This window comes from Serratia sp. DFXYC6 (assembly GCF_057196085.1).
Map to the genome: position 1 here is coordinate 63,030 of NZ_JBXUNV010000006.1, position 26,746 is coordinate 89,775.

Consider the following 26,746-nt stretch of genomic DNA (forward strand, 5'->3'; position numbering starts at 1 on the left):
AGATTATGTCCAACCATGACCAATTGCACCGTTACCTGTTTGAAAACTACGCGGTGCGCGGCGAGCTGGTTACCGTCAGCGAAACCTATCAGCAGATCCTGAATAACCACGACTACCCGGCGCCGGTGCAAAAGCTGCTGGGTGAACTGCTGGTCGCCACCAGTCTGCTGACCGCCACCCTGAAGTTCGACGGCGACATCACCGTTCAGCTGCAAGGCGACGGCCCGCTGAAGCTGGCGGTGATCAACGGCAACAATCGCCAGGAGATGCGCGGCGTTGCGCGCACCCAGGCGCCTATCGCCGACGACAGCACCTTGCATCAGATGATCGGCAACGGCGTCATGGTCATCACCATTTCCCCGACGGAAGGCGAGCGCTATCAGGGCGTTGTCGGCCTGGAAGGTGAAACCCTGGCCGAATGCCTGGAAGCCTACTTCCGCCAGTCCGAACAGCTGCCAACCCGCCTGTTCATCCGCACCGGCGAAGCGGAAGGCAACGCCGCGGCGGCCGGCATGCTGCTGCAGGTGCTGCCGGCGCAGGACGGCAACCTCGATGATTTCGATCATCTGGTGCAACTGACCAACACGGTCAAAAGCGAAGAGCTGTTCGGCCTGCCGGCCAACGAAGTGTTGTACCGCCTGTACCATCAGGAAGAGGTCACCTTGTACGAACCGCAGGACGTGCAGTTCCGCTGCACCTGTTCTCGCCAGCGTTGCGCCGACGCGCTGCTGACCCTGCCGACCGACGAAGTGGCGGACATGCTGGAGCAGGACGGCAATATCGACATGCACTGCGACTACTGTGGCAGCCACTATGTCTTTGACCCGGTTGATGTTGCCGCGCTGTATGCGGGTAACACCGGCGAAAGCGACCAGTTGCACTAAGTTACACCCTTTCGGCGGGCGCGCCCGGCGCCCGCCAACGCCCGCCGTTTGCACGTTTGCTTTTTTCCGTGTGCTATCTCTCAGATCGTAACGAAATACCGCCTAAAACGTTAAATATTTGATACCCATCGCGGTTACGCACCGTTAGATCCCTACAATTGCCGCCAGAAATTCTGTGACCAAGGAGTAGTAACATGCGCGTTAAAGGTATAACCCCTCAGGATCTGGCCGCTTACGGCATTCACGACGTCAGCGAAATCGTTCACAACCCGAGCTATGAACTGCTGTTTAAGGAAGAAACAGACCCATCTCTGGAAGGTTTTGAGCGTGGGGTAGTCACCAAGCTGGGTGCCGTCTCCGTCGATACCGGCATCTTCACCGGCCGCTCGCCGAAAGACAAATACATCGTCCGCGACGACATCACCCGCGATACCGTGTGGTGGGCCGATCAGGGCAAAGGCAAGAACGACAACAAACCCCTCAGCCCGGAAGTGTGGGCCGATCTGAAACACCTGGTCACCGAACAACTGTCCGGCAAGCGCCTGTTCGTGGTGGATACCTTCTGCGGCGCCAACGCCGACTCGCGCCTGAAAGTGCGCTTCATCACCGAGGTGGCCTGGCAGGCGCACTTCGTGAAAAACATGTTTATCCGCCCGAGCGACGAAGAGCTGGCTGACTTCGAACCGGACTTCGTGGTGATGAACGGCGCCAAATGCACCAACCCGAACTGGCAGCAGCAAGGCCTGAACTCGGAGAACTTCGTCGCCTTCAACCTGACCGAGCGCATGCAGCTGATCGGCGGCACCTGGTACGGCGGCGAAATGAAGAAAGGCATGTTCTCGATGATGAACTACCTGCTGCCGCTGAAAGGCATCGCCTCGATGCACTGCTCGGCCAACGTGGGCGAGAAAGGCGACGTGGCGGTGTTCTTCGGCCTGTCCGGCACCGGCAAGACCACCCTCTCCACCGATCCTAAGCGTCAGTTGATCGGCGATGACGAGCACGGCTGGGACGACGACGGCGTGTTCAACTTCGAAGGCGGCTGCTACGCCAAGACCATCAAGCTGTCTGAAGAAGCCGAGCCGGACATCTACCACGCCATCAAACGCGATGCGCTGCTGGAAAACGTCACCGTGCTGGCCGACGGCAGCATCGACTTCAATGACGGTTCGAAAACCGAAAACACCCGCGTTTCTTACCCGATCTATCATATCCAGAACATCGTCAAGCCGGTGTCCAAGGCGGGTCACGCCACCAAGGTGATCTTCCTGACCGCCGACGCTTTCGGCGTGCTGCCGCCGGTATCGCGTCTGACCGCCAACCAGACTCAGTACCACTTCCTGTCCGGCTTCACCGCCAAACTGGCCGGCACCGAGCGCGGCGTAACCGAACCGACGCCAACCTTCTCCGCCTGCTTCGGCGCCGCGTTCCTGTCGCTGCACCCGACGCAGTACGCCGAAGTGCTGGTGAAACGCATGCAGGCCGCCGGCGCCCAGGCTTACCTGGTCAACACCGGCTGGAACGGCACCGGCAAACGCATCTCGATCAAAGATACGCGCGGCATCATCGACGCCATCCTGAGCGGTGAGATCGACAAGGCGGAAACCGTCACTCTGCCGATCTTCGATCTGGCGATGCCGACCGCGCTGCCGGGCGTGAATCCGGAGATCCTCGATCCGCGCAATACCTACGCCAGCCTCGAGCAGTGGCAGGAAAAAGCGCAGGATCTGGCCGAGCGCTTCATCACCAACTTCGACAAATACACCGATACGCCTGCAGGCGCCGCGCTGGTCAGCGCTGGCCCGAAGCTGTAATTCGGTAGCATTACCTCTTCAGCTAAGGCGCGGATCCCGCGCCTTTTTTTATTTTTATCGATTGCTTTTTAATCGGCAAGACGAGAAAATAAGTCAATGCAATCATTGATAGCAAAGGAGATTTAAATGGCGACTATCACCGTCAGAAATCTGGACGACGAAATCAAAGAGCTGCTGCGTATCTCAGCGGCGAAAAACGGCCACTCCATGGAAGAGGAAGCGCGCATGATCCTGAAACAGGCGCTGGTGAAAAAGCCGCCGCGCTATGGATTGGGTACCTGGATGCATCAGCACTTCGCCGAATTCGGCGGCGTTGAGCTGGAGATCCCACCGCGTGACGCCGTGCCGCCACGCATCGTCACCTTTGATGATGAAGATGACAACGCATGATCATTATCGACACCAACGTCATTTCAGAAACGCTGCGTCCCAGCCCGTACTACAACGTCATTAACTGGTTAAATGAAAAGGACAATGACGAGCTCTATCTCAGCGCCATTGTCCTCGCCGAACTGTTCAGCGGCGTGGCCTGCATGCCTGACGGCAAGCGCCAGCGGGATCTCAAGCTGAAATTGGCGGACGCCATTGAATTGAAGTTCGAGGGGCAGATATTACCGTTTGATGGGCTGTGCGCGATGCAATACGCGGAATTGACGGCAAGGAATCGGCTGCTGGGTAAAGCGATGAGCATGCCGGATACCCAAATCGCCGCCACCTGCCTGCATTACGGCGCCGCCCTGGCCACCCGCAATACTAAAGACTTCCTCCACTGCGGCATCGAGTTAATCGATCCGTGGCAGGCGCCGACCGGCCGTCGGTTGCATGAAGATGCGGCGGAATACTACGTGATGAGCAGAAAGTCCTGACGGGGCCGCAGCGGCGCGGCCCACACCAGAGGTCAGGCGTTTTCCCTGGCCGTTTGATGGCCGTTGGTCGACTCTTTTTTCTCCATCGGCAACGGAATATACGCGCGGATCAACAGCCCGCCGCGCTCGCTGGTGCCGATATCCAGTTCGCCGTCATGCGCGTCGATAATGCGCTGCACGATCGCCAGCCCCAGACCGGTGCCGCTGGTGCTGCGCGCGCTGTCACCGCGTACGAACGGCTGCAACAGGTGCTTCAACTCATCCGGCTTGATGCCCGGTCCGTCATCTTCCACCTGGAACCAACCGCGCTGCAGCTCACGGCCGCTGCTGACCTTGATCCAGCCGTTGCCGTAACGCGCCGCGTTCACCACCATATTCACCGCCGCCCGCTTAATCGACAGCGGATGCACATTCATCATCAGCTCGCCCGGCGACAGCGCGGTTTCAATCACCCGCTCATAGCCGCTCTCGGCCGCGACCACTTCGCCTAAAATGGCGTTCAGATCGCTGCTTTCGGTCGGCATTTCCTGCCCGGTGCGCAGATAATCGATGAACTGCTCGATGATGGCGTTGCACTCTTCGATGTCTTTATTGATCGACTCGGCCAGATAGCCGTCTTCGGCGCTCATCATCTCCGTCGCCAGCCGGATGCGCGTCAACGGCGTGCGCAGGTCGTGGCTGACCCCGGCCATCAGCAACGTGCGGTCATCCGCCAGCTGTTTGACGCCCGACGCCATCTGATTGAATGCGCGAGTCACCGACCGCACTTCGGAAGCGCCATACTCGCGCAGCGGCGGCGGAATAATGCCCTTGCCCACCTGCAGCGCCGCATGTTCCAGCTCCACCAGCGGGCGGTTTTGAATACGAATAAACAGCCAGGCGCCGCCGATCGCCAGCAGCATGATCGCCAGCGTATAGCGGAACAGCGGCGAGAAGTCGCCCTGGTGGATTTCCGTCAGCGGCACGCGCACCCAGATATCGGGCTGCAGCCAGGTTTTCAGCCACACCACCGGGGAGTTCTTGTTCACCTCCACCCGCACATCGGTCGGCCCGCCGAGCTGCTGCGCCATCTGCTGGCTGAGGAACTGGTAGTGCTGCGCCCAGCGCAGGCCGCTCTCCTCCGCCGCCGAGTTGGTGTAGAGAGAGATGCCCAGTTCGCGGTAGATCTCACGGCGGAACGCCGGCGGCACTTCCAGCAACGTGCCGTCTTCCAGCTGCAGCCGATCGGTCATCAGCATACGCACTTCGTAGGCCAATACCTTGTTGAACTGCTGCAGGCTGGGCAAGATGGCGAAGTTCAGCACCACCAGATAGGTCGTCACCAGGCTGACAAACAGCAAGGTGACGATCAACAACAGGGTTCGGGCAAACGAGCTACGCGGTGAAAAGCGCAATCGCCTCATGCCTTACTGCCGTCCGGGACGAAGACGTAGCCGAGACCCCACACGGTCTGGATATAACGCGGATGCGCCGGATCTTCTTCAACCATACGGCGCAGACGAGAGATCTGCACGTCGATGGAGCGTTCCATGGCGCTGTATTCGCGGCCACGCGCCAGGTTCATCAGCTTATCGCGCGACAGCGGTTCACGCGGGTGGCTGACCAGCGCCTTCAGTACCGCGAACTCGCCGCTGGTCAACGGCATCGGTTCGTCTTCGCGGAACATCTCGCGGGTGCCGAGGTTCAGTTTGAATTTGCCGAACGCGATCACCGCCTCTTCCTGCGAAGGCGCGCCCGGCAGTTCGTTCGCCTGACGGCGCAGCACCGCGCGGATACGAGCCAACAGCTCACGCGGGTTGAACGGTTTAGGAATGTAGTCGTCGGCGCCGATTTCCAGCCCCACGATGCGATCGACCTCTTCGCCTTTGGCGGTGACCATAATGATTGGCATCGGGTTGCTCTGGCTGCGCAGGCGGCGGCAGATGGACAGGCCGTCTTCACCCGGCAACATCAGATCGAGCACCATCAAATGGAAGGATTCACGAGTCAGCAAGCGATCCATTTGCTCAGCGTTGGCAACGCTGCGAACCTGGAAGCCCTGCTCGGTTAAATAACGTTCTAAAAGCGCGCGCAGGCGCATGTCATCATCGACAACCAGGATCTTATGATTCTCTTGCATGGTATTACTCCCAAAGGCTTTATTGCCTGACTCGAATATTGTTAGAAAACCTTGCCATTTGAGACAGCGTTTAATGGTATGTATTCTAGACGAAATTGTTACAAAGCTTATTCTTTTCCCCATTTATCAACAATTTTCAGTGAATGTCGACGGGGGTTCGTTAAAATTTCGCCCTTTATCGGCGCAATGTGGGGTGACGGCCCAATTTTGCACAATTTCGCCACCGGCGAACCGACCGGTGGCGTTCAGCTGTCGGGTCAGGAAGTCTGCAGGAAACGCGCCAGCTGCCGGCGCAACTGCCGGTTCTCTTGCTGTAGGGCGTCAACCCGGTCGAGCAGCGTTAGCGCCATGGCGATCCCCGGCCAATCCAGATCCAGCTCGGCCCGCAGCCTGCGCGCGCGCTGCAGGTGGCTCAGCGCCGGATAATCGAACTCCCAGCGCGGCTGCGCCGGCTCCAGCGGCACGATAACGCCCAGGCCGACGATCTCGACCAATTCATCCTCTGAAATCTCCACCCTCTGACACAATTCCACCACGGTGAAAGTGATCTCTTTTTTCATCATCTGCTTTACTCCCATTCCGCGCGCGGGTTGAACGCCGCCTGTTCAGCCAGTTCCCGCCACAGGGCGCTGGCCTTCTCGTTCGGCTTCGGCGGCATCACCACCTTGAGAATAACGTACAGGTCACCGGGCTCTTTCTTGCCCGCCAGCCCTTTGCCCTTGACCCGCAGCCGTTTGCCGCTCTGGCTGCCGGCCGGCACGGTCAGCGCGATTTTGCCGGTCAGCGTCGGCACCTCAATGCTGGCGCCGAGCGCCGCTTCCCACGGAGCGAGCGGCGCCACGATGCTCAGGTTGTGGCCGTCGATCTCGAACAGCGGATGCGGCGCAAGGCGGATGACCAGATACAGGTCGCCGTTCTGGCCGCCGCCCACGCCGGCAACGCCCTGCCCCTTGAGGCGAATGCGCTCGCCGTCGCCCACGCCGGCCGGAATTTTCACGTTCAGCGTCTTGCTGGCTTCGCTTACCTGCCGCCCCAGTTCGTCGTACACCGGCAGCGTGTAGGAAATCTCGCGGCTTTGGCCATGCAGCGTTTCCTCGAGGAACAGCGGCACCTCCATCTCCAGATCCTGGCCGCGGAAGCCATGCCCGCCGTGCGAGTGCGAAGCAGAGCGATGCCCGCCCGCCGCCCGCCCGCCGAACATGCTTTCGAAGAAATCGGAGAAGTCTTGCGCGTCGGCGCCGCCGCCGTGCCATGAAGCGCTCTGCTGATAGCCGCCGTGATCGCCGCGCGCCTGGCGGCCAAAGTTCGGATCGTTGCGGTGCAGCCGGATCTGATCGTACTCGGCGCGGCGCTCCTCGTCCTTCAGCACCTCATAGGCTTCGGCCACTTCCTTGAACTTGCTTTCGGCATCGTCTTCAGTGCTCACGTCAGGGTGATATTTACGCGCCAGCCGACGGTAGGCCGTTTTGATGGTTTTCAGATCGGCGTTGGGCTCAACGCCCATCGTGGCGTAGTAATCTTTAAATTCCATGCGGTAATACCTTCAATGTGTTGGGTTGTGCGCCAAAATTCCTTGTCTCTCTCGCCAGATATCCTCCTTTCGTCACATTCCTTTTCCGCTACGCTAAGCATACTCCCGATCGTTAAAAGCTGCGCAAACTGAATAAAAACCGTGCGACAAGGCACAGGCCCGCGCGCCATTTCTAAAGCCCCCCGCATTCACGTACACTGTGGCGGTGGCCCCATAAAGATAAATCACGATGAGAACTCAACTGATAACCCGTGAAGGGTATGACAAGCTCAAACAAGAGCTGGATTACCTCTGGCGCGAAGAACGCCCCGAGGTGACCAAGAAAGTGACCTGGGCCGCCAGCCTGGGCGACAGAAGCGAAAACGCCGACTACCAATACAACAAGAAGCGGCTGCGCGAGATCGATCGCCGCATCCGCTATCTGACCAAATGCCTGGAGCAGTTGAAGATCGTCGATTATTCACCGCAGCAGGAAGGCAAAGTGTTCTTCGGCGCCTGGGTAGAGGTGGAGAACGAAGACGGCGAAACCAAACGCTTTCGCATCGTCGGTTACGACGAGATTTTCGGCCGCAAGGATTACATCTCCATTGATGCGCCGATGGCGCGCGCCCTGCTGAAAAAAGAGGTCGGGGACGTCGCCACCGTCAATACCCCGCTGGGCGAGGCGCAGTGGTACGTTAACGAGATAAACTACCCGAAGTAAGCTTTCAGCTTTTTCCTAACCGCCGCCAACGCCGCCGTCTGCGCTGTTCTCCATGCCGCGGCCGCGCGGCGGCGGCCCGCTTCGCTGGCATTTTCCGCGATCAATCCGTATAACTGTCCCCTGTTTATTCACCGTTCTCAATACAGATACCAGACCTATGAATGACCCACTGAGCCGCATTATTGCAACAGAACTGCAGGCCCGGCCGGAGCAAGTCGACTCCGCCATCCGTCTGCTGGATGAAGGTAATACCGTGCCCTTTATTGCACGCTATCGTAAGGAAGTCACCGGGGGCCTGGACGACACCCAACTGCGCCAGCTGGAAACCCGCCTGGGTTATCTGCGTGAACTGGAAGATCGTCGTCAGACCATCCTGAAGTCGATCGATGAACAGGGCAAACTGACTGAACAATTGGCGGGGGCGATCAACGCCACGCTGAGCAAGACCGAACTCGAAGACCTCTACCTGCCGTACAAACCGAAGCGCCGCACCCGTGGCCAGATCGCCATCGAAGCCGGCCTGGAACCGCTGGCGGATACGCTGTGGCAGGATCCGCAACAGCAGCCGGAACAACTGGCTGAACGCTACGTCGACGCCGACAAGGGCGTGGCGGACGTGAAAGCCGCCCTCGACGGCGCGCGCTATATCCTGATGGAGCGCTTCGCCGAAGACGCCGCGCTGCTGGCCAAGGTGCGCGACTACCTGTGGAAAAACGCCCATCTGGTGTCCAAAGTGGTCGAAGGCAAGGAAGAAGAAGGCGCCAAGTTCCGCGACTATTTTGATCACCACGAACCGATTTCTCAGGTGCCTTCACACCGCGCGCTGGCGATGTTCCGCGGCCGCAACGAAGGCGTGCTGCAGCTGGCGCTGAACGCCGATCCGCAGTTTGAGGAAGCCCCGCGCGAAAGCCAGGCGGAGCTGATCATCATCAATCACCTCAACCTGCGCCTGAACAACGCCCCGGCCGACGCCTGGCGCAAGGCGGTGGTCAACTGGACCTGGCGCATCAAGGTGTTGCTGCACCTGGAAACCGAGCTGATGGGCACGGTGCGCGAGCGCGCGGAAGATGAAGCAATCAACGTTTTCGCCCGCAATATGCATGATCTGCTGATGGCCGCGCCGGCCGGCATGCGCGCCACCATGGGCCTCGATCCGGGCCTGCGCACCGGGGTGAAAGTCGCCGTGGTCGACGCGACCGGCAAGCTGGTCGCCACCGACACCGTCTACCCGCACACCGGGCAAGCGGCGAAAGCCGCCGCCATCGTCGCGGCGCTGTGCATCAAACACAACGTGGAGCTGGTGGCCATCGGCAACGGCACCGCTTCACGTGAAACCGAGCGCTTTTATCTCGACCTGCAAAAGCAGTTCGGCGAAGTCCGGGCGCAGAAAGTGATCGTCAGCGAAGCGGGCGCGTCGGTGTATTCCGCGTCTGAATTGGCGGCGCAGGAATTCCCGGATCTCGACGTATCGCTGCGCGGTGCGGTGTCCATCGCTCGCCGCCTGCAGGATCCGCTGGCGGAGCTGGTGAAGATCGACCCGAAATCCATCGGCGTCGGCCAGTATCAGCACGACGTCAGCCAGAGCCAGCTGGCGAAGAAACTGGACTCGGTGGTGGAAGACTGCGTAAACGCCGTCGGCGTCGATCTGAACACCGCGTCGGTGCCGTTGCTGACCCGCGTGGCCGGCCTGACGCGCATGATGGCGCAGAACATCGTCAATTGGCGCGACGAGAACGGCCGCTTCAGCAACCGTGAACAGCTGCTGAAGGTCAGCCGTCTGGGGCCGAAGGCCTTCGAACAGTGCGCCGGCTTCCTGCGTATCAACCACGGCGACAACCCGCTGGATGCTTCCACCGTTCACCCGGAAGCCTATCCGGTGGTGCAACGCATCCTGGCCGCCACCGAGCAGGCGCTGCAGGACCTGATGGGCAACGCCTCCGCGGTGCGCAGCCTGAAAGCGGTTGATTTCACCGACGACAAGTTCGGCGTGCCGACGGTCACCGACATTCTGAAAGAGCTGGAGAAGCCGGGCCGTGACCCGCGTCCGGAATTCAAAACCGCCACCTTCGCCGAAGGCGTGGAAACCCTCAACGATCTGCAGCCGGGCATGATCCTGGAAGGCTCGGTGACCAACGTCACCAACTTCGGCGCCTTCGTGGATATCGGCGTGCATCAGGACGGCCTGGTGCACATCTCCTCGCTGGCGGACAAATTCGTCGAAGATCCGCACACCGTGGTGAAAGCCGGCGACATCGTCAAAGTGAAGGTGATGGAAGTCGATCTGCAGCGTAAACGCATTGCGCTGAGCATGCGCCTGGATGAGCAACCGGGCGAGGGTTCACCGCGTCGCGGCGGCAACGCGCCTGCCCAGACGCGCGACAACGCCAACCGTTCGGCAGGCGGCAACAAGGCCAAACCGCGCAACGCGGCGCCGGCCGGCAACAGCGCCATGGGCGACGCGCTGGCGGCGGCATTCGGCAAGAAACGCTAAGTCGGAACCGACAGGGCGGAGCCTGCTCCGCCCTTTCCGAGAAAGAAAACTTGCGGCATTTTTTTGACCCGCCTCAATAAACCGTTATCTTTTTATTTCCCGTTGCTGCGTGACCGCCCTCCCATTGTTAAAGCGGCAAACATCCCTTCTGCAGCCGTTTATTAACAACGTCGTTAACACACATTTTTCATTCTGCGAATTGTGAGCGAAACACAAATGGTTACCGCTCGTATTACGGCGGAATAATGTTATTGAATTGCCTTTCATCAGAAATAAATAAGGGAAAAACGCCATCAATATTTGCAAACGAGAAAACTCGGCTACAAATACGCAACTGATTTAACTCACCATTCTCATTTGTCGCCGAGTAAAAGCAGTGGTAAAACGGGGCTTATCAAGACGACACAACCAAAAACTGTCGACGCCATAATAATTGGTTACAATACCCCTACTTTTTGTATTGAACGCGATAATGATAATTACTATTATTTGCGCTCACTTTATTGCATGACCTTATGGATGAATACCGCCGACGGCGTGGCATTTTCGCCGGCAACGTCCAATTATCATCAGCCCGATGTTCATCGGCACCCGGAAGGTTAATCACATGCAGCTTCAACCTAAACACACATATAAGATTGTCGGCTTTTCCGGTGAAATTGCGCCGGCCTACCGCCAGAAACTGTTATCGCTCGGCATGCTGCCCGGCTCTTCGTTCGACGTGGTGCGCGTCGCGCCGCTGGGCGATCCGATAGAAATAAAAACCCGCCGCGTCAGCCTGGTGCTGCGCAGGAAGGATCTGGCGCTGCTGCAGCTCGACGGCCAGTCCTGAACCGGCGCACCTCCATTTGCCGACGCGTCCTTGCGCCGGCGCGGCTCTCCTTGAAGACGACACGCAGAACTATGAAAAAACTCACCATCGGCTTAATCGGTAACCCGAACTCCGGCAAAACCACGCTGTTCAACCAGCTGACCGGCGCACGCCAACGGGTCGGTAACTGGGCGGGCGTGACGGTCGAACGCAAAGAAGGCCATTTCACTACCCCGCAGTCCGACGTGCGGCTGGTCGATTTGCCCGGCACCTACTCCCTGACCACCATTTCAGAGCAAACCTCGCTCGATGAGCAGATCGCCTGCCACTACATTTTGAGCGGCGACGCCGATCTGCTGATCAACGTGGTCGACGCCTCCAACCTGGAGCGCAATCTCTACCTGACGCTGCAGCTGCTGGAGCTGGGCATTCCCTGCATCGTGGCGCTGAACATGCTCGACATCGCCAAAAGCCAGCATATCGATATCGACGTCGCCGCGCTGTCGGCACGCCTCGGCTGCCCGGTAGTGCCGATGATCTCCACCCGCGCCGACGGTATCGGCGTGCTGAAACAGATGATCGACAATCATCGCCTCAACGAACAGCAGGCGCTGGTGAACTACCCGCCGTTGCTGCTGAAAGCGGTCGCCACGCTGAGCGATGCCATGCCGCAAACGCTGCCGGCGGTGCAACGCCGCTGGCTGGCATTGCAGATGCTGGAAGGCGACATCTACAGCCACCGGCTGGCCGGTCCCGCCGTCGCGCTGCTGCCTGCGGCCATTCAGGCGTTGCAACAGCAACAGCAAGAAGACCCGGCGCTGGTGATCGCTGACGCGCGCTACCAGTCTATCGCCACCCTGAGCGACGCGGTCAGCAACTCGCAGCAGGCGATGCCCAACCGCCTGACCGACATGCTGGATAAAGTGATCCTCAACCGCTGGCTGGGCGTACCGATCTTCCTGTTGGTGATGTACCTGATGTTCCTGCTGGCGATCAACATCGGCGGCGCGCTGCAGCCGATCTTCGATATCGGCTCGGCGGCGATCTTCATTCAGGGCATTCAGTGGCTCGGCTACACCCTGCACTTCCCCGACTGGCTGACCGTTTTCCTGGCGCAGGGCGTCGGCGGCGGCATCAACACCGTGCTGCCGCTGGTGCCGCAGATCGGCATGATGTACCTGTTCCTGTCGTTCCTGGAAGACTCCGGCTACATGGCGCGTGCGGCGTTCGTGATGGATCGCCTGATGCAGGCGCTCGGGCTGCCGGGCAAATCCTTTGTGCCGCTGATCGTCGGTTTCGGCTGCAACGTGCCGTCCATCATGGGCGCCCGTACGCTGGACGCCCAACGCGAGCGCCTGATCACCATCATGATGGCGCCGTTCATGTCCTGCGGCGCCCGGCTGGCGATCTTCGCGGTGTTTGCCGCCGCCTTCTTTGGCCAGGACGGCGCAGGGGTGGTGTTCTCGCTGTACATGCTCGGCATCGCGGTGGCGATCCTCACCGGCCTGGTACTCAAATACACCCTCATGCGCGGCGAAGCCTCGCCGTTCGTGATGGAGCTGCCGGTTTACCACGTGCCGCACCTGAAAAGCCTGCTGCTGCAAACCTGGCAGCGGTTGAAAGGGTTCGTGTTGCGCGCCGGTAAGGTGATCGTGGTGGCCAGCATATTCATCGGCGGCCTTAACAGCTTCTCGTTCAGCGGCAAAACGGTCGACAACATCAACGACTCCGCGCTGGCCACGGTTTCCAAGGTGCTGACGCCGTTGCTGCAGCCGATGGGCGTCCACCGCGATAACTGGCAGGCCACCGTCGGCCTGGTGACCGGCGCGATGGCGAAAGAAGTGGTGGTCGGCACGCTGAATACGCTGTATACCGCCGAGCACATCAACAAAGAGGCGTTCGACGCCGCCAACTTCAACCTGCTCGATGAGCTGGGCGGCGCGCTGCAGGAAACCTGGGACGGCCTGAAAAACACCTTCAGCCTGAGCGTGCTGTCCAACCCGATCGAAGCCAGCAAGGGCGACGGCGAGATGGGCGTCGGCTCGATGGGCGTGATGAGCAGCAAATTCGGCTCCGGCATCTCCGCCTACAGCTATCTGATCTTCGTGCTGCTGTATGTGCCCTGCGTCTCGGTGATGGGCGCCATCGCCCGCGAATCGAGCCGCGGCTGGATGACATTCTCCATCCTGTGGGGGCTGAACGTGGCCTACTCGCTGGCGACGCTGTTCTACCAAGCGGCGACCTTCAACCAACACCCGCAGTACAGCCTGACGGCGATCCTGGCGGTGCTGCTGGTGAATCTGCTGGTGCTGTTCGGCCTGCGCCGGGCGCGCAGCCGCGTCACGGTGCGCCTGGGCAACGCCACGCCGGCGGCCTGTTGTCAGGGCGCCAAAGGGAGCTGTCACTGATGGCCGGGCTGCTGCAGGTGCGCGATGCGCTGGCGCTGCGCGGCAGCGCCCAGGCGCAGCAGCTCAGCCAATCGCTGGCGACGCCGCTGCCGCTGGTGCAGGCGATGCTGGATCGTTTGACGGCGATGGGGAAAGTGGAGCGCATCGAACAGGATGACGGCGCCTGTTTGAGCGGCGGCTGCAAAAGCTGCCCGCAGGGCCAGGGGTGCAGCACGGTGTTCTATCGACTGAAAGCCTGAAGATAAGGGGCGCCAATGACGGGCGCCCCATTACCGTTCAAGGCTTATTGTTTGTCTTTGTAAACTTCGGCGATGGCGCTGAATTTACCGTGTTCGCGGCCTGCCAGGATCACGTAGTATTGACCGCCCTTTTCGTCAGCCAGTTTGGACAGCTCTTCCTTGGCGTCCATCGGTGACGTGGTTTCCGCCGTCGTGGTGACGGTGCCGATCTTCTCGTATTTACCCGGGTTCTTATCCAGATCTTCCTTGGTCAGCAGGGTTGCCGCCATGGAGCCGAAAGACACCGAACCCAGCACTGCCGCTGCAATAATCATCTTCAATGATTTCATGACACTAACCTCTCAATGGATAATTTATCTGTTATGAAAGCCGTCAAAAATCCATGCGTAGTACCGCAGGCTGCCGCGACATCCTCAGGCCTCGTTGCTTTCCCTGACGGGGCCCGTTTCCCAGAGACGAAACGCCAAAATGAAAAGCGCCGCACGCGGTCTTTTCATTTTCCAGCCAACGCATTGACTCACTAAGTATTGAACAGCTTTGTCTTTTATCCACCCGGCAGCGTTTTTTTTCGCGCTCTATCGTGCGTTTTCCCGCTGCATTCAATGTGCTGCAATAAACGCTTCGATCATCGTCACAAATTCATCGGGATGAGAGATAAACGGCGCATGGGCGGCTTTGGCCACGATCTGCGACGCAGAATTCGGCCAGGCGGCATCGAGCAGCTCGGCGACCTTGCGCGGCACTAACCCGTCCAGATAACCGTAGATCCGCAGCAGCGGCAAATTCAACTCCGCCAGCGGCGCGCGCAGATCGGCGGTGCGCAGGATCTCCAGCCCGCCGTTCAACACCTCGACGCTCGGCGTCGGCTGGTTAAGCACCACCGCTTTCAGCTGGCGCGCATCCTGACGCGCGCTCTCGGTACCCAGCGTTTGCAGCGCCAGAAAGCGCTCGACGGTGCGCTGGAAATCCAGGCTCAGCTGATGCTGGAAACCGCTCAGCACGTCCGGGCGGATCCCCGGCCACGCATCACGAGCGGCAAAACACGGCGAGGAGGCCACGGTGATAAGCCCCTTGACCCGCCCGGGCTGCATCAGCGCCGCCTGGCTGGCCACCAGCCCGCCGAGCGACCAGCCAAGCCACCAGGCCTGCGGCGGGGCGGCCGCCAGCACGATATCCGTCATCTGCTCCAGCGACAGGGCGCCGAACCCCTGGCTGCGGCCGTATCCCGGCAGATCGACCAGATGCAGGCGAAAATGCGGCGTCAGTCGCGCCTGGATGCAACTCCACACTTCGGCGTTCAATCCCCAGCCGTGCAGCAGCACAAGATCGCGTTCGCCTTCGCCTATTGTTTGCCAGTACAGCGCTGTCATTGGTTACTGTCCTTTCATGCTTATCCGTGTCGGAGGCCCTATGCTATCAATCCGCAGCCGCTGTTGGCTATGCCGACAGCCGTTGAGCCTGGTGCGTCATGGCATCTGCAGTTGCTGCCTGCGCCATCTGCCGGTCAACCCTCCGTGTTGCCCGCGCTGCGGATTGCCCGCCGGCGAGACGCAAATGCCCTGCGGCCGCTGCCTGCAACGGCCGCCGCCCTGGCAGCGGCTGGTGTTCGTCGGCGACTACGTTGCGCCGCTCAGCCAACTGGTAAAAAGATTCAAGTTCCACCGCGCGCCCGAGCTGGCGCCGACGCTGGCGCGCCTGATGCTGCTGCGGTGGCAGCAGGCGCGAAGAGAGCAGTATCTGAACAGACCCGACCTGATTTTAGCGGTACCCTTGCATGCATCACGCTGCTGGCGCCGTGGCTATAATCAGAGCGATCTGCTGGCCCGGCCGCTGGCGCGCTGGCTGGGCTGCGCCTATCGGCCCGCCGCCTTGCGCCGGGTGCGCAAAACCGCCCTGCAACAGCGGCTGAGCGCCTCTGCCCGCAGACACAATCTGCAGCGCGCGTTCGCCTGTACCGTGCCGGTCGCCGGCCGGCATATCGCCCTGGTGGATGACGTGGTGACCACCGGCAGCACCGTCGCGGCGATCGCGGCGCTGCTGCGGCGGCAAGGCGCCGCTTCGGTGCAGATATGGTGCGTTTGCCGCACGTTGTAGTGCCACGGCAATGGGCGTATTATAACCGACTATAGAAGTCAACTATTGAGCTAATGCTATGATCCGTATAACAGATGCTGCACAGGAACACTTTGCCAAACTGCTGGCAAATCAAGAAGAAGGCACCCAAATCCGCGTATTCGTGATCAACCCGGGCACGCCGACGGCCGAATGCGGTGTCTCTTATTGCCCGCCGGACGCGGTAGAAGCGACGGATACCGAACTGAAGTTCGACAAACTGTCCGCCTATGTTGATGAGCTGAGCGCGCCGTATCTGGAAGACGCCGAAATCGACTTCGTGACCGACCAGTTGGGTTCTCAGCTGACGCTGAAGGCGCCGAACGCCAAGATGCGCAAGGTCGATGACGACGCACCGCTGATGGAACGCGTGGAATACGTGCTGCAGTCGCAGATCAACCCGCAGCTGGCGGGCCACGGCGGCCGCGTAACGCTGATGGAGATCACCGACGACAACATGGCTATTCTGCAGTTCGGCGGCGGTTGCAACGGCTGTTCGATGGTGGACGTCACGCTGAAAGAAGGCATCGAGAAAGAGCTGCTGCAGAAATTCCCGGAGCTGAAAGGCGTGCGTGATTTGACCGAGCACCAGCGCGGCGAGCACTCTTACTATTGATACCCGGCGTTCGCGCCACGGTAGATAACACAATGCCGGAAGGGGGAACCCGTTCCGGCATTGTCGTTTTCAGCCCACCGACACCTTGCGGCGCCGCTTGTCCAAATCCTTCAGTAAGCGGTTTATGTGCGGGCCGGCAAACATCTCCTCCAGCGTCTGGGTCAGCTTGCGCCGCCAGTTAGGGTACTGATCGCTGGTGCCGGGAATGTTGACCGGATCCGCCATATCCAGCCAGTCTTCCGGCTGCAGGCCGAGCAGAGCGCTGGCGCTGTCGGCGACATAGCGCTGCAGGCCGCGGTTGAGCAGCGGGCTCATGCCGAGCAGCGCCGCCTTCTTGCCCACCTTCTGCGGCACGCAGCCATAGCGATGCAATCCGTCCAGCAACCCCTGTTTGGCGCGTTCCCGATCGGCGAACAGCGCCCGCAGGATCTCCGCATCCGGGTAAAGGCCCAGCCGATTGCCGAGCGTCAGATCGTCGCTTTGCCAATAGCCGCGCAGCGTCGGCAGATCGTGGGTGGTGATGGTCGCCATCGCCTGCACCGGATAGGCCTGCGGCGCGCGGAAATGGTGCTCGCCGTCGCTTTCGAAATAGAGCACTTTGTAGGAGTAGACGCCGCTGTCGCGCAGCTTGCCGACGATCTCCACCGGCACCGTGCCGAGATCCTCGCCGATCACCATGCAACGGTGGCTCTGGCTTTCCAGCGCCAGCAGCGCCAGCACCGCCAGCAGATCGTCCACCGGGTATTTGACATAGGCGCCGCGATCGGCGGTTTCGCCATACGGGATCCACCACAGCCGCAGCAGCGCCATGACGTGATCGATGCGCAGCGCGCCGCAGCTGGTCATGTTGGCGCGCAAAAGATCGATGAACGGCTGATACCCGCGCGCTGCCATCACGTGCGGATCCATCGGCGGCAGGCCCCAGTTTTGCCCCAGCGGCCCCAGAATATCCGGCGGTGCCCCGACCGACGCTCTCAGGCAGTACAGCTCACGGTCACACCAGGTTTCCGCCCCGCCTTCCGCCACCCCGACCGCCAGATCGCGATACAGGCCAATCGGCATCTGCTGCTGCCTGCTCTGGTCAAAACACTGTGCGAACTGCGTGGCCGCCAGCCATTGCAGCCACAGGTAAAAGCGGACCGCGTCCTGATGTTCGGCGCAGAACTGCCGCACCGCATCGCTCTGCCCCTGCCGATAGCGCTCGGGCCAGGCCGGCCAGCCCCACTGGCTGGCGTCTTTGGCCGCCAGATGGGCATGCAGCGCATCAAACGCCGCCTGCTGATACAGGCTGTCGCCCCCCTCAGCCACGAACTGCTCGAACGCCTGACGCTGCGCGTCGTTCGGCTGGCGCGCCTGAAACAGCGGGAACGCCAGCTTCAGCGCCGCCAGCTTCAGCTGCATCACGGCGGTGTAGTCCACCCACTCCGCGGCGCGCGCCTTGGCCAGCTGCTTCTGCGTCGCCGGCTTCTGCCACCAGCGCTGCGCCGCGTCGCTGCGCTGGAAATCCTCCACCGCATTGACGTCGATATACGCCAGATTCAGCCAGCGGCGCGACGAGGGGCTGTAGGGGCTGGCGCTCTCCGGGTTGGCCGGATACAGCGCATGGATCGGATTGAGGCCGACGAAGGCACCGCCGCGTTCCCCCACCTGCTCCACCATCAGGCGCAGATCGCCGAAATCGCCGATGCCCCAGTTGCGATCGGAACGCAGCGTATACAGCTGAACGCAGGCCCCCCACAGCTTCTTGCCGGTCAGCAAGGCGTCCGGCTCGAAGCAGCGTCTCGGCGCGACGATCACTCGGCATGACCACTGCTGCTCGCCCTGGCTCAGCGTCAATTGGTGGTACCCCATCGGCAGATCGCCGGGCAGCGTCAGGGTCTTGCGCGCGCCGACGCGCCCCTGCAGGCATTCGCCGTCTTCACGCTGCAGCGCCCACAGGTACTCGCCTTCACCCGCCGGGGTCAACGCCAGCGGCGCGCCCTGATAGAACACCTTGACCGCCGGTAACGGTGATGCCGCGCCTTCCTGCGCGCCATCGGCCCGATTCATGGCCGCCAACAGCTTGCGCTTGGTCTCCGGTTCAATCGCCTGCCGCTTGCCGTGGGCATTGATAAAATCGGCAGCGATCCCCGCCTGCGCTGCCGCCTGATCGATACGCTTGCGATCCATTCGCTCTCCTTAACGTTTGGCTTGCCAGATACGCTGCTGATAATCGCGGATCGAGCGATCCGAGCTGAACATGCCGACGCGCGCGGTGTTAAGGATAGTCCGCCGCGTCCATTCGTCCCGATCGCGATACAGCTCGTCGACCCGGCGCTGCGCCTGGCAGTACGAGGCAAAGTCCGCCAGCACCAGGTAGGGATCGCCGCCTTCCAGCAGGCTGTGCAGCATCATGTCGAACGCGTGCTTGTCGCCGTGGCTGAAGGCACCGCTCGCCAGCTCGTCCAGAATCGCCTTCAGGTGCTTGTCTTTCTTGCGGTAGCTGAGCGGATCGTAACCCTTCGCCACTATCGCCTTCACCTGCTCCACGGTATTGCCGAAGATAAAGATATTGTCTTCGCCCACCTGCTCGGCGATTTCGACGTTGGCGCCGTCCAGCGTGCCGACCGTCAGCGCGCCGTTCAACGCCAGCTTCATGTTGCCGGTGCCGGAAGCCTCTTTGCCGGCGGTGGAGATCTGTTCGGAGATATCCGCCGCCGGGATCATCAATTCGGCTACCGACACACGGTAGTCAGGGATGAACGCCACTTTCAGGCGATCCTTCACCAGCGGATCGTTGTTGATCTTCTCGGCCGCCTGGTTAATGGCGTAGATGATGTTCTTCGCCAGGTAGTAACCCGGCGCCGCCTTGGCGCCGAACAGGAACACGCGCGGCACGATGTCCAGGTTCGGGTTGTCGCGCAGCTGGCGATACAGCGACAGGATATGCAGCAGGTTCAGGTGCTGGCGTTTGTACTCGTGCAGGCGTTTGATCTGCACGTCGAAGATCGCGTCCGGGTCGAGCTTCAACCCCATCACGCCGTGCACGTACTGGGCCAGCGCCACCTTGTTGTCGCGTTTGATCTGCTGATAACGCTGGCGGAACGCCGCGTCGTCAGCGAATTTCTCCAGCCCGCGCAGCGCGTCGAGATCGTTCGCCCACTCCACCTTCAGCGTCTCATCGATCAGGCCCGACAGCGCCGGGTTGCACTGTTTCAGCCAGCGGCGCGGCGTGATGCCGTTGGTGACGTTATGGAATTTATTCGGCCACAGCTGGTGGTATTCCGGGAACAGATCTTTCACCACCAGATCCGAATGCAGCTGCGCCACGCCGTTGACCGCAAAGCCGCTGACCACGCACAGGTTGGCCATGCGCACCTGCTTGTCATGGTGTACAGCCAGTTTGGCCCACACCGCCTCGTCGCCCGGCCAGTGCTTATCCACCAATTTTTTAAACCTGGCGTTGATCTGTTTGATGATGGAGAAATGGCGCGGCAGCAGGCTGCGCACCAATTTTTCATCCCAGCATTCCAGCGCTTCCGGCATCAGGGTGTGGTTGGTATAGGCGAAGGTGTTGCTGGTGATCGCCCAGGCCGCCTCCCACTCCAACTGGTGCTCGTCCAGCAGAATGCGCAGCATTTCCGGAATCGCGATGGTCGGGTGGGTGTCGTTCAGCTGGATCACTTCATACTTCGGCAGTTCTTCAATCTTGCGGCCGGCCTGATGATGCTTGCGTAAAATATCCGCCACCGAGCAGGCGCACTGGAAATACTGCTGCATCAGGCGCAGGCGTTTGCCGGCTTGATGGTTGTCGTTCGGGTAGAGCACCTTGGTCAGCTTGTCGGCTTCTACGCCCTGCTTCTCAGCCTGCAGGAACTTGCCGTCGTTGAAATCGCTCAGGTTGAACGGATGCTGATGAGTCGCCTGCCACAGACGCAGCGGCTGCGCCACGCCGTTGCGATACCCCAGAACCGGCAGATCCCAGGCTTCGCCGCGCAGGGTGAAGGCCGGGCGCCACAGTTCGCGGCCGTCGGCCTGCTTTTCCAGCTTGCCGCCGATGCCCACGTCCACCGCCAGCGCGGCGTTGTGGCGGAACCACGGGTAGCTCTCGCGCTGCCAGTTATCCGGCGCTTCTTGCTGCTGCCCATCGCGGAACGACTGGCGGAACAGCCCATACTGATAATTCAGCCCATAGCCGGTGGCCGGTTGTTCCACCGTCGCCATCGAGTCGAGGAAACAGGCCGCCAGCCGCCCCAACCCGCCGTTGCCCAGCGCCGGATCGGTTTCCTGTTCCAGCAGGTCCGCCAGCTTGATGTTCTGCTCCGCCAGCGCCTGCTCGACGGTGTCGTACCAGCCCAGGTTGATCAGGTTGTTCGCCGTCAGCCGGCCGATCAGAAACTCCATCGAGATGTAGTTCACGTGACGCAGCGGTTTGGCGCTTTTGCGCGGCGCCGGCTGTGCGGCCAGTTGCTCGGCCAGCGCCGCACTGACGGCTTCCCACCATTGATGTTGCGTCATTTGCTGCGCGGAACTGAGGCCGAACCGTTGCCACTGACGGGCGAGCGCCGCCAGAAAAGCATCCTTCTTGAGCGTAGGCTGTGACATAAGGAAAACTCTCTATCCAGTAAGTGGGTCAAATTGCCGCTATCGTGCCGGTGAGAAAGCCTGACGGCATCATCCCGCCTGGGGATTAGCTGGGGAGGAGGATTGGGGCGTAGCTGGAATTGTGATCTCAGGCACTTTTTGACTCCCTTGCAACGATGCAAAAAAGCCCGCCAACGCGTGCGGCGAGCACTGAGAACGTTAACCCTGACGTTAGCACAAGTATTCGCGCTGCTGAAGTTTTGTCCATGGCCGGAAATGCGATCCGCCACCGTATCGCCGTACTCCGACGCCAAACGTAAAAAAGTGTGATCGATAGCAACTTAACTCCAAGCCGATGCGGAAGCTTGTTGCAATACGTTTAGGGTTGGCAGAAGTTAGGGGGAGCTATTAATTACGAACCATAAAATAATTAGCGCCACTCCAATCCCGGCGGGAACCGCGATTTATACCCTGGAATACTATGCTGATCCCATCAAAACTGAGCCGCCCGGTACGGCTGCAAAATACCGTGATCCGCGATCGCCTGCTGGCCAAACTGGCCAGCGCGGGCAACTATCGCCTGACACTGGTCAATTGCCCGGCGGGATACGGGAAAACCACGCTGATCGCCCAATGGGCGGCCGGCAAAGCCGATCTGGGCTGGTATTCCCTGGATGAGAGCGACAACCAGCCGGAGCGCTTCGCCAGCTACCTGATCGCCGCGCTGCAGCAGGCCAGCGGCGGCCGCTGCGTCAAGAGCGAGGCGCTGAGCCAGAAACACCAGTACGCCAGCCTGTCGGCGCTGTTCGCCCAGCTGTTTATCGAGCTGGCCGACTGGCACCAGCCGCTGTATCTGGTCATTGACGACTACCACCTGATCACCAACGACGCCATCCACGAAGCCATGCGCTTTTTCCTGCGCCATCAGCCGGAGAACCTGACGCTGATCCTGCTCTCGCGCACCCTGCCGCCGCTCGGTATCGCCAATCTGCGGGTGCGCGATCAGCTGCTGGAAATGGGGACGCAACAGTTGGCGTTCACCCATCAGGAAGCCAAACAGTTCTTCGATTGCCGCCTGGCGGCGCCGATGGAACAGCAGGACAGCAGCCGTCTGTGCGATGAAGTCGAAGGCTGGGCCACCGCGCTGCAGCTGATCGCGCTGTCGGCCCGCCAATCCGCCTCATCGGCTCAGCTGTCGGCCAAGCGGCTGGCGGGGCTGAACGCCAGTCACCTGTCCGACTATCTGGTGGACGAAGTGCTGGACCACGTCGATGGCGATGCGCGCGCCTTCCTGCTGCGCTGTTCGGTGCTGCGCTCAATGAACGATGCGCTGATCGTGCGGCTGACCGGCGAAGACAACGGCCAGCAGCGGCTGGAGGAGCTGGAGCGCCAGGGGCTGTTTATCCACCGCATGGACGACACCGGCGAGTGGTTCAACTTCCACCCGCTGTTCGCCTCTTTCCTGCGCCAGCGCTGCCAGTGGGAACTGGCGCTGGAGCTGCCGGGCTTGCACCGCGCCGCCGCCGAAGGCTGGCTGGCGCTGGGGTATCCGGCGGAGGCCATTCACCACGCGCTGGCGGCCAGCGACGTCAGCATGCTGCGCGATATTCTGCTGCAACACGCCTGGTCGCTGTTCCACCACAGCGAACTGGCCTTGCTGGAGGAGTGCCTCAACGCGCTGCCGTATGAGCGCCTGATCCAAAACCCCAAGCTGGCGCTGCTGCAGGCCTGGCTGGCGCAGAGCCAGCACCGCTACAGCGAAGTCAACACTCTGCTGGAGCGCGCCGAGCGCACCATGCGCGAACAGAAAATCGAGATAGACCAAACGCTGCACGCCGAGTTCGACGCCTTGCGCGCCCAGGTGGCGATCAACGCCGGCAAACCGGAAGAAGCCGAGCGGCTGGCGACCGAAGCGTTGAAATTCCTGCCGCTGTCCAGCTACTACAGCCGCATCGTCGCCACCTCGGTGACCGGCGAAGTGCACCACTGCAAGGGCGAACTGGCGCGCGCGCTGCCGATGATGCAGCAGACCGAGCAGATGGCGCGTCGTCATCAGGCCAACCATTACGCACTCTGGGCGCTGCTGCAGCAGAGCGAAATCCTTATCGCCCAAGGCTTCCTGCAGGCCGCTTACGAAACCCAGGATAAGGCGTTCGAACTGATACGCGAGCAGCACCTGGAACAGCTGCCGATGCACGAATTTCTGCTGCGCATCCGCGCCCAGATCCTGTGGTCATGGTCACGGTTGGACGAAGCGGAAGACGCGGCGCGCGCCGGGCTGAAAATTCTGGCCAACTACCAACCGCAGCAGCAGCTGCAGTGCATCGCCATGCTGGCCAAATGCTCGCTGGCGCGCGGCGATCTGGACAACGCCAATACCCATTTGCAGCGCTGCGAAACCCTGCTGCACGGCGCCCACTATCATCGCGACTGGCTGACCAACACCGACAAGTCGCGGGTGATCCACTGGCAGATGACCGGCGACACCGCCGCCGCCGCCCAGTGGCTGCGCCACACCGAAAAGCCCGGCATGGCGGACAACCACTTCACGCAGGGCCAATGGCGCAACATCGCGCGAGTGCAGATCCTGCTCGGCCAGTATGAAGAGGCCGGCGTGGTGCTGGATGAACTGAACGAAAATGCCCGTCGCCTGCGGCTGGTGAGCGATCTCAACCGCAATCTGCTGCTCAGCAACCAGCTCTACTGGCTGCAAGAGCGCAAGGGCGAAGCGCAGCAGGCGCTGATCGAAGCGCTGTCGCTGGCCAACCGCACCGGCTTTATCAGCCACTTCGTCATCGAGGGCGAAGCGATGGCGCAGCAGCTGCGCCAGCTGATCCAGCTCAACACGCTGCCGGAGCTGGAACAGCATCGCGCCCAGCGCATCTTGCGCGACATCAACCAGCATCATCGGCACAAGTTCGCGCATTTTGACGAGAACTTCGTCGATAAGCTGCTGACCCACCCGCAGGTGCCGGAACTGATCCGCACCAGCCCGCTGACCCAACGCGAATGGCAGGTGCTGGGGCTGATCTATTCCGGTTACAGCAACGACCAGATCGCCGGTGAGCTGGATGTGGCGGCCACCACCATCAAGACGCACATCCGCAACCTGTATCAGAAACTGGGCGTGGCTCATCGCCATGAGGCGGTGCAGCAGGCGCAGCAACTGCTGAAAATGATGGGGTACGGCGCGTAAAAACCCTGATATCCCTCTGGTCTTAAACGCCGCAGAGTTGGTTACAATAGCGGCGTCCCCCTATTACGAGGCAGTCAGCAGTATGGAACAGTTCGAAGCGATCAACGTTGAGCAGGCGTACACCCGCTGGAAAGAGGGCAGCGCCGCCCTGGTCGACATCCGCGATCCGCAAAGTTTTGAAGCCGGGCATACGCCGGGCGCTTTTCACCTCACCAACGCCACCCTGTCGGCCTTTATGCAGCAAAACGACTTCGAGCGGCCGGTGATGGTGATGTGCTACCACGGCAACAGCAGCCGCAGCGCGGCGCAGTACCTGCTGCACCAGGGGTTCGACGCGGTCTACAGCATCGACGGCGGCTTCGAAGCCTGGGCCCGCCAGTATCCGCAAGACGTGGAAACCTCTGCCTGATCCCCGCCGCCCGCCGTGCGTCGGCGGGCTTCCCCTTGGTTTTTGTGCGCGTTTTCGCGGGTTTTTCGCAGATCCGTTTGCCAGCGCTCAGGATTTCGACGTTATAATCGGCCGTCAGGGTCGCCGGCGAGCAAGCCGCGGCCAAAATCATTCACTTACGACGGAAGAGCAATGGTTAGAGTAATCGCCATATCCAACCCGCGCCTGGCGCTGGCCTTTGTCGACTATATGGCGACCCAGGGCATCCGACTTGAGCTGCGCAACAGCGGCGAGGCGGCGGAAATCTGGCTGGCCGACGACGGTCACCTCGAGCAGGTGCAACACGAGCTGCAGCAGTTTCTGGCCGATCCGTTCAACCGCCGTTATCAGGCCGCCAGCTGGCAGACCGGCCATACCGACGCCGGCCTGCATTATCAGAGCGAATCCTACCTGCACACCCTGCGCAGCAAGGCCGGGCCGCTGACGCTCGGCGTGATGGTGCTGTGCATCGCGGTCTATATTCTGATGCAGGCGCTGGGCGACGATACCGTGATGTACTGGCTCTCCTGGCCGCAGGACAGCAGCCAATACACCCAGCTGTGGCGCTGGGTCAGCCATGCGTTCCTGCATTTCTCCCTGCTGCATATCCTGTTTAACCTGATGTGGTGGTGGTATCTCGGCGGCCAGATGGAAAAACGCCTCGGCGCCGGCAAGCTGTTCGTGCTGGCGGTGGTGTCGGCGTTCTTCAGCGGCTGGGCGCAATCGCTGTTCAGCGGCGCGCTGTTCGGCGGGCTGTCGGGCGTGGTCTATGCGCTGATGGGCTATGTCTGGCTGTCGGGCGAACGGGCGCCGGAGCGCGGCCTGATGCTGCCGCGCGGCCTGATGGTGTTCTCGGTGCTGTGGCTGGTGGCCGGATATTTCGATATTTTAGGAATGTCGATCGCCAACGCGGCACACATAGCCGGTTTAGTGTTAGGGTTATTGATGGCATTTTGGGATACGCGTCATCGCGCACACAACGAACAATAACAGCCGGGAGCTATGCCCCAATGGGCATAGTGGGCGTTTTAGGGGATTATCGTGAAGCAAACACAGCGTCATGACGCAATTATCGAGCTGGTGCGCCTGCAGGGTTACGTCAGCACGGAAGAGCTGGTCGAACATTTTGACGTCAGCCCGCAAACGATTCGCCGCGATTTGAATGACCTGGCCGACCAGAACAAGATCCAGCGTCACCACGGCGGCGCGGCGCTGCCTTCCAGCTCGGTCAACGCTGCCTATAACGATCGCAAGGTGATGTGGTCGGAAGAGAAGGCCCGCATCGCGCAGCGCGTCGCCAGCCAGATCCCGGACGGCGCCACGCTGTTCATCGATATCGGCACCACGCCGGAGGCGGTGGCCCATGCGCTGATGAACCACAAGAACCTGCGCGTGGTCACCAACAACCTTAACGTCGCCACCCTGCTGACCGCCAAGGAAGACTTCCGCCTGATCCTGGCCGGCGGCGAAGTGCGCACCCGCGACGGCGGCATCATGGGCGAAGCCACGCTGGACTTCATCTCCCAATTCCGTCTCGATTACGGCATTCTCGGCATCAGCGGCATCGATATGGACGGCTCGCTGCTCGAATTCGACTATCACGAAGTGCGCACCAAACGCGCGATTATCGAAAATTCCCGCTGCGTGATGCTGGTGACCGACCATTCCAAATTCGGCCGCAACGCCATGGTCAACCTGGGCAACATGAACCTGATCGACTACCTGTTTACCGACCAACTGCCGCCGCCGAGCGTGATGAAAATCATCGAACAGTACGACGTGCAGCTGGAGTTGTGCTGATCCGGCCTTAACCTGCGGGGCGCGCCGCCGCCCCGTTTCATCCCTTCAGACTCCCCTCACCGACAGCCGTTTGCGCGCCCGCGTCATATCCATGCTGCTTGTGTGACTATCATCACCAAACTGTTACCTCTATCACGCCTAAATGTTTTTGTTTGGTTAAGTCTTG

At 60.9% G+C, this 26,746-nt stretch carries 23 protein-coding genes; 15 read left to right on the forward strand and 8 right to left on the reverse strand.

Annotation, left to right across the window (positions count from 1 at the left end; translation table 11 throughout):
- The first annotated feature begins 5 nt into the window (after positions 1–5).
- The 4 genes from hslO to AC2CGQ_RS22785 all read left to right on the forward strand — a co-directional run bounded on the left by hslO (position 6) and on the right by AC2CGQ_RS22785 (position 3,564).
- Positions 6–884, forward strand: coding sequence for an Hsp33 family molecular chaperone HslO (hslO, locus tag AC2CGQ_RS22770; protein WP_015379307.1), 879 nt, complete (start codon positions 6–8; stop codon positions 882–884).
- 194 nt (positions 885–1,078) lie between these two features.
- Positions 1,079–2,698, forward strand: a complete 1,620-nt coding sequence (gene pckA / locus AC2CGQ_RS22775; RefSeq protein ID WP_015379308.1) for a phosphoenolpyruvate carboxykinase (ATP) — start codon at positions 1,079–1,081, stop codon at positions 2,696–2,698.
- Between the two features lie 126 nt (positions 2,699–2,824).
- Positions 2,825–3,088 (forward strand): FitA-like ribbon-helix-helix domain-containing protein, encoded by a 264-nt coding sequence (locus AC2CGQ_RS22780; protein ID WP_004930730.1) that lies wholly within the window; start codon positions 2,825–2,827, stop codon positions 3,086–3,088.
- Positions 3,085–3,564 carry a type II toxin-antitoxin system VapC family toxin gene (locus tag AC2CGQ_RS22785; protein WP_004930733.1) on the forward strand — a complete coding sequence of 160 codons (480 nt, stop codon included), beginning with the start codon at positions 3,085–3,087 and terminating at the stop codon, positions 3,562–3,564. Before AC2CGQ_RS22780 ends, AC2CGQ_RS22785 begins: the two co-directional genes overlap by 4 nt.
- Before the next feature lie 32 nt (positions 3,565–3,596).
- On the opposite strand, the gene envZ is transcribed toward AC2CGQ_RS22785, so the two are convergent.
- From envZ to cbpA, 4 genes are all read right to left on the reverse strand, one after another.
- Complete coding sequence (gene envZ, locus AC2CGQ_RS22790) at positions 3,597–4,967, reverse strand: two-component system sensor histidine kinase EnvZ (RefSeq protein ID WP_031300055.1); 1,371 nt, start codon at positions 4,965–4,967, stop codon at positions 3,597–3,599.
- Complete coding sequence (ompR, locus tag AC2CGQ_RS22795) at positions 4,964–5,683, reverse strand: osmolarity response regulator transcription factor OmpR (RefSeq protein ID WP_004709363.1); 720 nt, start codon at positions 5,681–5,683, stop codon at positions 4,964–4,966. Before ompR ends, envZ begins: the two co-directional genes overlap by 4 nt.
- 257 nt (positions 5,684–5,940) lie before the next feature.
- Positions 5,941–6,246, reverse strand: a complete 306-nt coding sequence (locus AC2CGQ_RS22800; protein WP_004930739.1) for a chaperone modulator CbpM — start codon at positions 6,244–6,246, stop codon at positions 5,941–5,943.
- 5 nt (positions 6,247–6,251) lie between these two features.
- On the reverse strand, positions 6,252–7,214 hold the full coding sequence (gene cbpA, locus AC2CGQ_RS22805) for a curved DNA-binding protein (RefSeq protein WP_016930380.1): 963 nt from the start codon (positions 7,212–7,214) through the stop codon (positions 6,252–6,254).
- Between the two features lie 229 nt (positions 7,215–7,443).
- Between cbpA and greB the strand changes: the two genes are divergently transcribed.
- The 5 genes from greB (at position 7,444) to AC2CGQ_RS22830 (ending at position 13,866) form a co-directional block, all read left to right on the forward strand.
- Entirely contained in the window at positions 7,444–7,917 is a 474-nt protein-coding gene (greB, locus tag AC2CGQ_RS22810) for a transcription elongation factor GreB (protein ID WP_484593898.1), read from the forward strand.
- 157 nt (positions 7,918–8,074) lie between these two features.
- On the forward strand, positions 8,075–10,408 hold the full coding sequence (locus AC2CGQ_RS22815) for a Tex family protein (protein WP_021504764.1): 2,334 nt from the start codon (positions 8,075–8,077) through the stop codon (positions 10,406–10,408).
- Positions 10,409–11,015: 607 nt separating this feature from the next.
- Entirely contained in the window at positions 11,016–11,240 is a 225-nt protein-coding gene (feoA, locus tag AC2CGQ_RS22820; protein ID WP_004930752.1) for a ferrous iron transporter A, read from the forward strand.
- A 71-nt stretch (positions 11,241–11,311) separates the two neighbouring features.
- The gene (feoB, locus tag AC2CGQ_RS22825; protein WP_004930755.1) at positions 11,312–13,627 is read left to right on the forward strand and encodes a Fe(2+) transporter permease subunit FeoB; all 2,316 of its coding nucleotides are present in this window, start codon (positions 11,312–11,314) and stop codon (positions 13,625–13,627) included.
- Positions 13,627–13,866: a FeoC-like transcriptional regulator gene (locus AC2CGQ_RS22830; protein WP_004930758.1), complete on the forward strand. Its 240-nt coding sequence runs from the start codon at positions 13,627–13,629 to the stop codon at positions 13,864–13,866. Before feoB ends, AC2CGQ_RS22830 begins: the two co-directional genes overlap by 1 nt.
- 44 nt (positions 13,867–13,910) lie before the next feature.
- Here the strand turns inward: AC2CGQ_RS22830 and AC2CGQ_RS22835 are convergent, their stop codons facing one another.
- Together AC2CGQ_RS22835 and bioH are read right to left on the reverse strand one after the other, a co-directional pair.
- Positions 13,911–14,195 (reverse strand): YdgH/BhsA/McbA-like domain containing protein, encoded by a 285-nt coding sequence (locus AC2CGQ_RS22835; RefSeq protein ID WP_004930765.1) that lies wholly within the window; start codon positions 14,193–14,195, stop codon positions 13,911–13,913.
- A gap of 270 nt (positions 14,196–14,465) precedes the next feature.
- Positions 14,466–15,236 carry a pimeloyl-ACP methyl ester esterase BioH gene (bioH, locus tag AC2CGQ_RS22840; RefSeq protein ID WP_021504761.1) on the reverse strand — a complete coding sequence of 257 codons (771 nt, stop codon included), beginning with the start codon at positions 15,234–15,236 and terminating at the stop codon, positions 14,466–14,468.
- A gap of 40 nt (positions 15,237–15,276) precedes the next feature.
- Between bioH and gntX the strand changes: the two genes are divergently transcribed.
- Together gntX and nfuA are read left to right on the forward strand one after the other, a co-directional pair.
- A complete protein-coding gene (gene gntX, locus AC2CGQ_RS22845; protein WP_031300054.1) occupies positions 15,277–15,960 on the forward strand; it encodes a DNA utilization protein GntX in 684 nt (227 codons plus the stop codon).
- Positions 15,961–16,018: 58 nt separating this feature from the next.
- Positions 16,019–16,594, forward strand: coding sequence for a Fe-S biogenesis protein NfuA (gene nfuA, locus AC2CGQ_RS22850; RefSeq protein WP_004930777.1), 576 nt, complete (start codon positions 16,019–16,021; stop codon positions 16,592–16,594).
- Positions 16,595–16,663: 69 nt separating this feature from the next.
- Here nfuA and malQ read toward each other — a convergent pair whose 3' ends face one another.
- Together malQ and malP are read right to left on the reverse strand one after the other, a co-directional pair.
- The gene (gene malQ / locus AC2CGQ_RS22855; RefSeq protein ID WP_484593899.1) at positions 16,664–18,763 is read right to left on the reverse strand and encodes a 4-alpha-glucanotransferase; all 2,100 of its coding nucleotides are present in this window, start codon (positions 18,761–18,763) and stop codon (positions 16,664–16,666) included.
- A 9-nt stretch (positions 18,764–18,772) separates the two neighbouring features.
- A complete protein-coding gene (gene malP, locus AC2CGQ_RS22860; protein WP_099981807.1) occupies positions 18,773–21,178 on the reverse strand; it encodes a maltodextrin phosphorylase in 2,406 nt (801 codons plus the stop codon).
- Positions 21,179–21,638: 460 nt separating this feature from the next.
- On the opposite strand from malP, the gene malT reads away from it, so the two are divergent.
- The 4 genes from malT to AC2CGQ_RS22880 all read left to right on the forward strand — a co-directional run bounded on the left by malT (position 21,639) and on the right by AC2CGQ_RS22880 (position 26,580).
- The gene (malT, locus tag AC2CGQ_RS22865) at positions 21,639–24,353 is read left to right on the forward strand and encodes an HTH-type transcriptional regulator MalT (RefSeq protein WP_172575006.1); all 2,715 of its coding nucleotides are present in this window, start codon (positions 21,639–21,641) and stop codon (positions 24,351–24,353) included.
- 82 nt (positions 24,354–24,435) lie between these two features.
- A complete protein-coding gene (glpE, locus tag AC2CGQ_RS22870; protein ID WP_004930790.1) occupies positions 24,436–24,762 on the forward strand; it encodes a thiosulfate sulfurtransferase GlpE in 327 nt (108 codons plus the stop codon).
- Positions 24,763–24,933: 171 nt separating this feature from the next.
- The gene (glpG, locus tag AC2CGQ_RS22875) at positions 24,934–25,770 is read left to right on the forward strand and encodes a rhomboid family intramembrane serine protease GlpG (RefSeq protein ID WP_166445471.1); all 837 of its coding nucleotides are present in this window, start codon (positions 24,934–24,936) and stop codon (positions 25,768–25,770) included.
- Between the two features lie 51 nt (positions 25,771–25,821).
- Complete coding sequence (locus AC2CGQ_RS22880) at positions 25,822–26,580, forward strand: DeoR/GlpR family transcriptional regulator (RefSeq protein ID WP_004930797.1); 759 nt, start codon at positions 25,822–25,824, stop codon at positions 26,578–26,580.
- Positions 26,581–26,746: the final 166 nt, after the last annotated feature.

Excerpts from the sequence above, each read along its gene's own strand:
- malP (WP_099981807.1), bottom strand. The coding sequence starts at position 21,178 with ATGTCACAGCCTACGCTCAAGAAGGATGCTTTTCTGGCGGCGCTCGCC.
- AC2CGQ_RS22830 (WP_004930758.1), top strand. The coding sequence starts at position 13,627 with ATGGCCGGGCTGCTGCAGGTGCGCGATGCGCTGGCGCTGCGCGGCAGC.
- glpE (WP_004930790.1), top strand. The coding sequence starts at position 24,436 with ATGGAACAGTTCGAAGCGATCAACGTTGAGCAGGCGTACACCCGCTGG.
- feoB (WP_004930755.1), top strand. The coding sequence starts at position 11,312 with ATGAAAAAACTCACCATCGGCTTAATCGGTAACCCGAACTCCGGCAAA.
- AC2CGQ_RS22785 (WP_004930733.1), top strand. The coding sequence starts at position 3,085 with ATGATCATTATCGACACCAACGTCATTTCAGAAACGCTGCGTCCCAGC.
- malQ (WP_484593899.1), bottom strand. The coding sequence starts at position 18,763 with ATGGATCGCAAGCGTATCGATCAGGCGGCAGCGCAGGCGGGGATCGCT.
- greB (WP_484593898.1), top strand. The coding sequence starts at position 7,444 with ATGAGAACTCAACTGATAACCCGTGAAGGGTATGACAAGCTCAAACAA.
- nfuA (WP_004930777.1), top strand. The coding sequence starts at position 16,019 with ATGATCCGTATAACAGATGCTGCACAGGAACACTTTGCCAAACTGCTG.
- AC2CGQ_RS22800 (WP_004930739.1), bottom strand. The coding sequence starts at position 6,246 with ATGATGAAAAAAGAGATCACTTTCACCGTGGTGGAATTGTGTCAGAGG.
- malT (WP_172575006.1), top strand. The coding sequence starts at position 21,639 with ATGCTGATCCCATCAAAACTGAGCCGCCCGGTACGGCTGCAAAATACC.
- ompR (WP_004709363.1), bottom strand. The coding sequence starts at position 5,683 with ATGCAAGAGAATCATAAGATCCTGGTTGTCGATGATGACATGCGCCTG.
- envZ (WP_031300055.1), bottom strand. The coding sequence starts at position 4,967 with ATGAGGCGATTGCGCTTTTCACCGCGTAGCTCGTTTGCCCGAACCCTG.
- pckA (WP_015379308.1), top strand. The coding sequence starts at position 1,079 with ATGCGCGTTAAAGGTATAACCCCTCAGGATCTGGCCGCTTACGGCATT.
- feoA (WP_004930752.1), top strand. The coding sequence starts at position 11,016 with ATGCAGCTTCAACCTAAACACACATATAAGATTGTCGGCTTTTCCGGT.
- bioH (WP_021504761.1), bottom strand. The coding sequence starts at position 15,236 with ATGACAGCGCTGTACTGGCAAACAATAGGCGAAGGCGAACGCGATCTT.
- gntX (WP_031300054.1), top strand. The coding sequence starts at position 15,277 with ATGCTATCAATCCGCAGCCGCTGTTGGCTATGCCGACAGCCGTTGAGC.
- AC2CGQ_RS22780 (WP_004930730.1), top strand. The coding sequence starts at position 2,825 with ATGGCGACTATCACCGTCAGAAATCTGGACGACGAAATCAAAGAGCTG.
- cbpA (WP_016930380.1), bottom strand. The coding sequence starts at position 7,214 with ATGGAATTTAAAGATTACTACGCCACGATGGGCGTTGAGCCCAACGCC.
- AC2CGQ_RS22835 (WP_004930765.1), bottom strand. The coding sequence starts at position 14,195 with ATGAAATCATTGAAGATGATTATTGCAGCGGCAGTGCTGGGTTCGGTG.
- AC2CGQ_RS22815 (WP_021504764.1), top strand. The coding sequence starts at position 8,075 with ATGAATGACCCACTGAGCCGCATTATTGCAACAGAACTGCAGGCCCGG.
- hslO (WP_015379307.1), top strand. The coding sequence starts at position 6 with ATGTCCAACCATGACCAATTGCACCGTTACCTGTTTGAAAACTACGCG.
- glpG (WP_166445471.1), top strand. The coding sequence starts at position 24,934 with ATGGTTAGAGTAATCGCCATATCCAACCCGCGCCTGGCGCTGGCCTTT.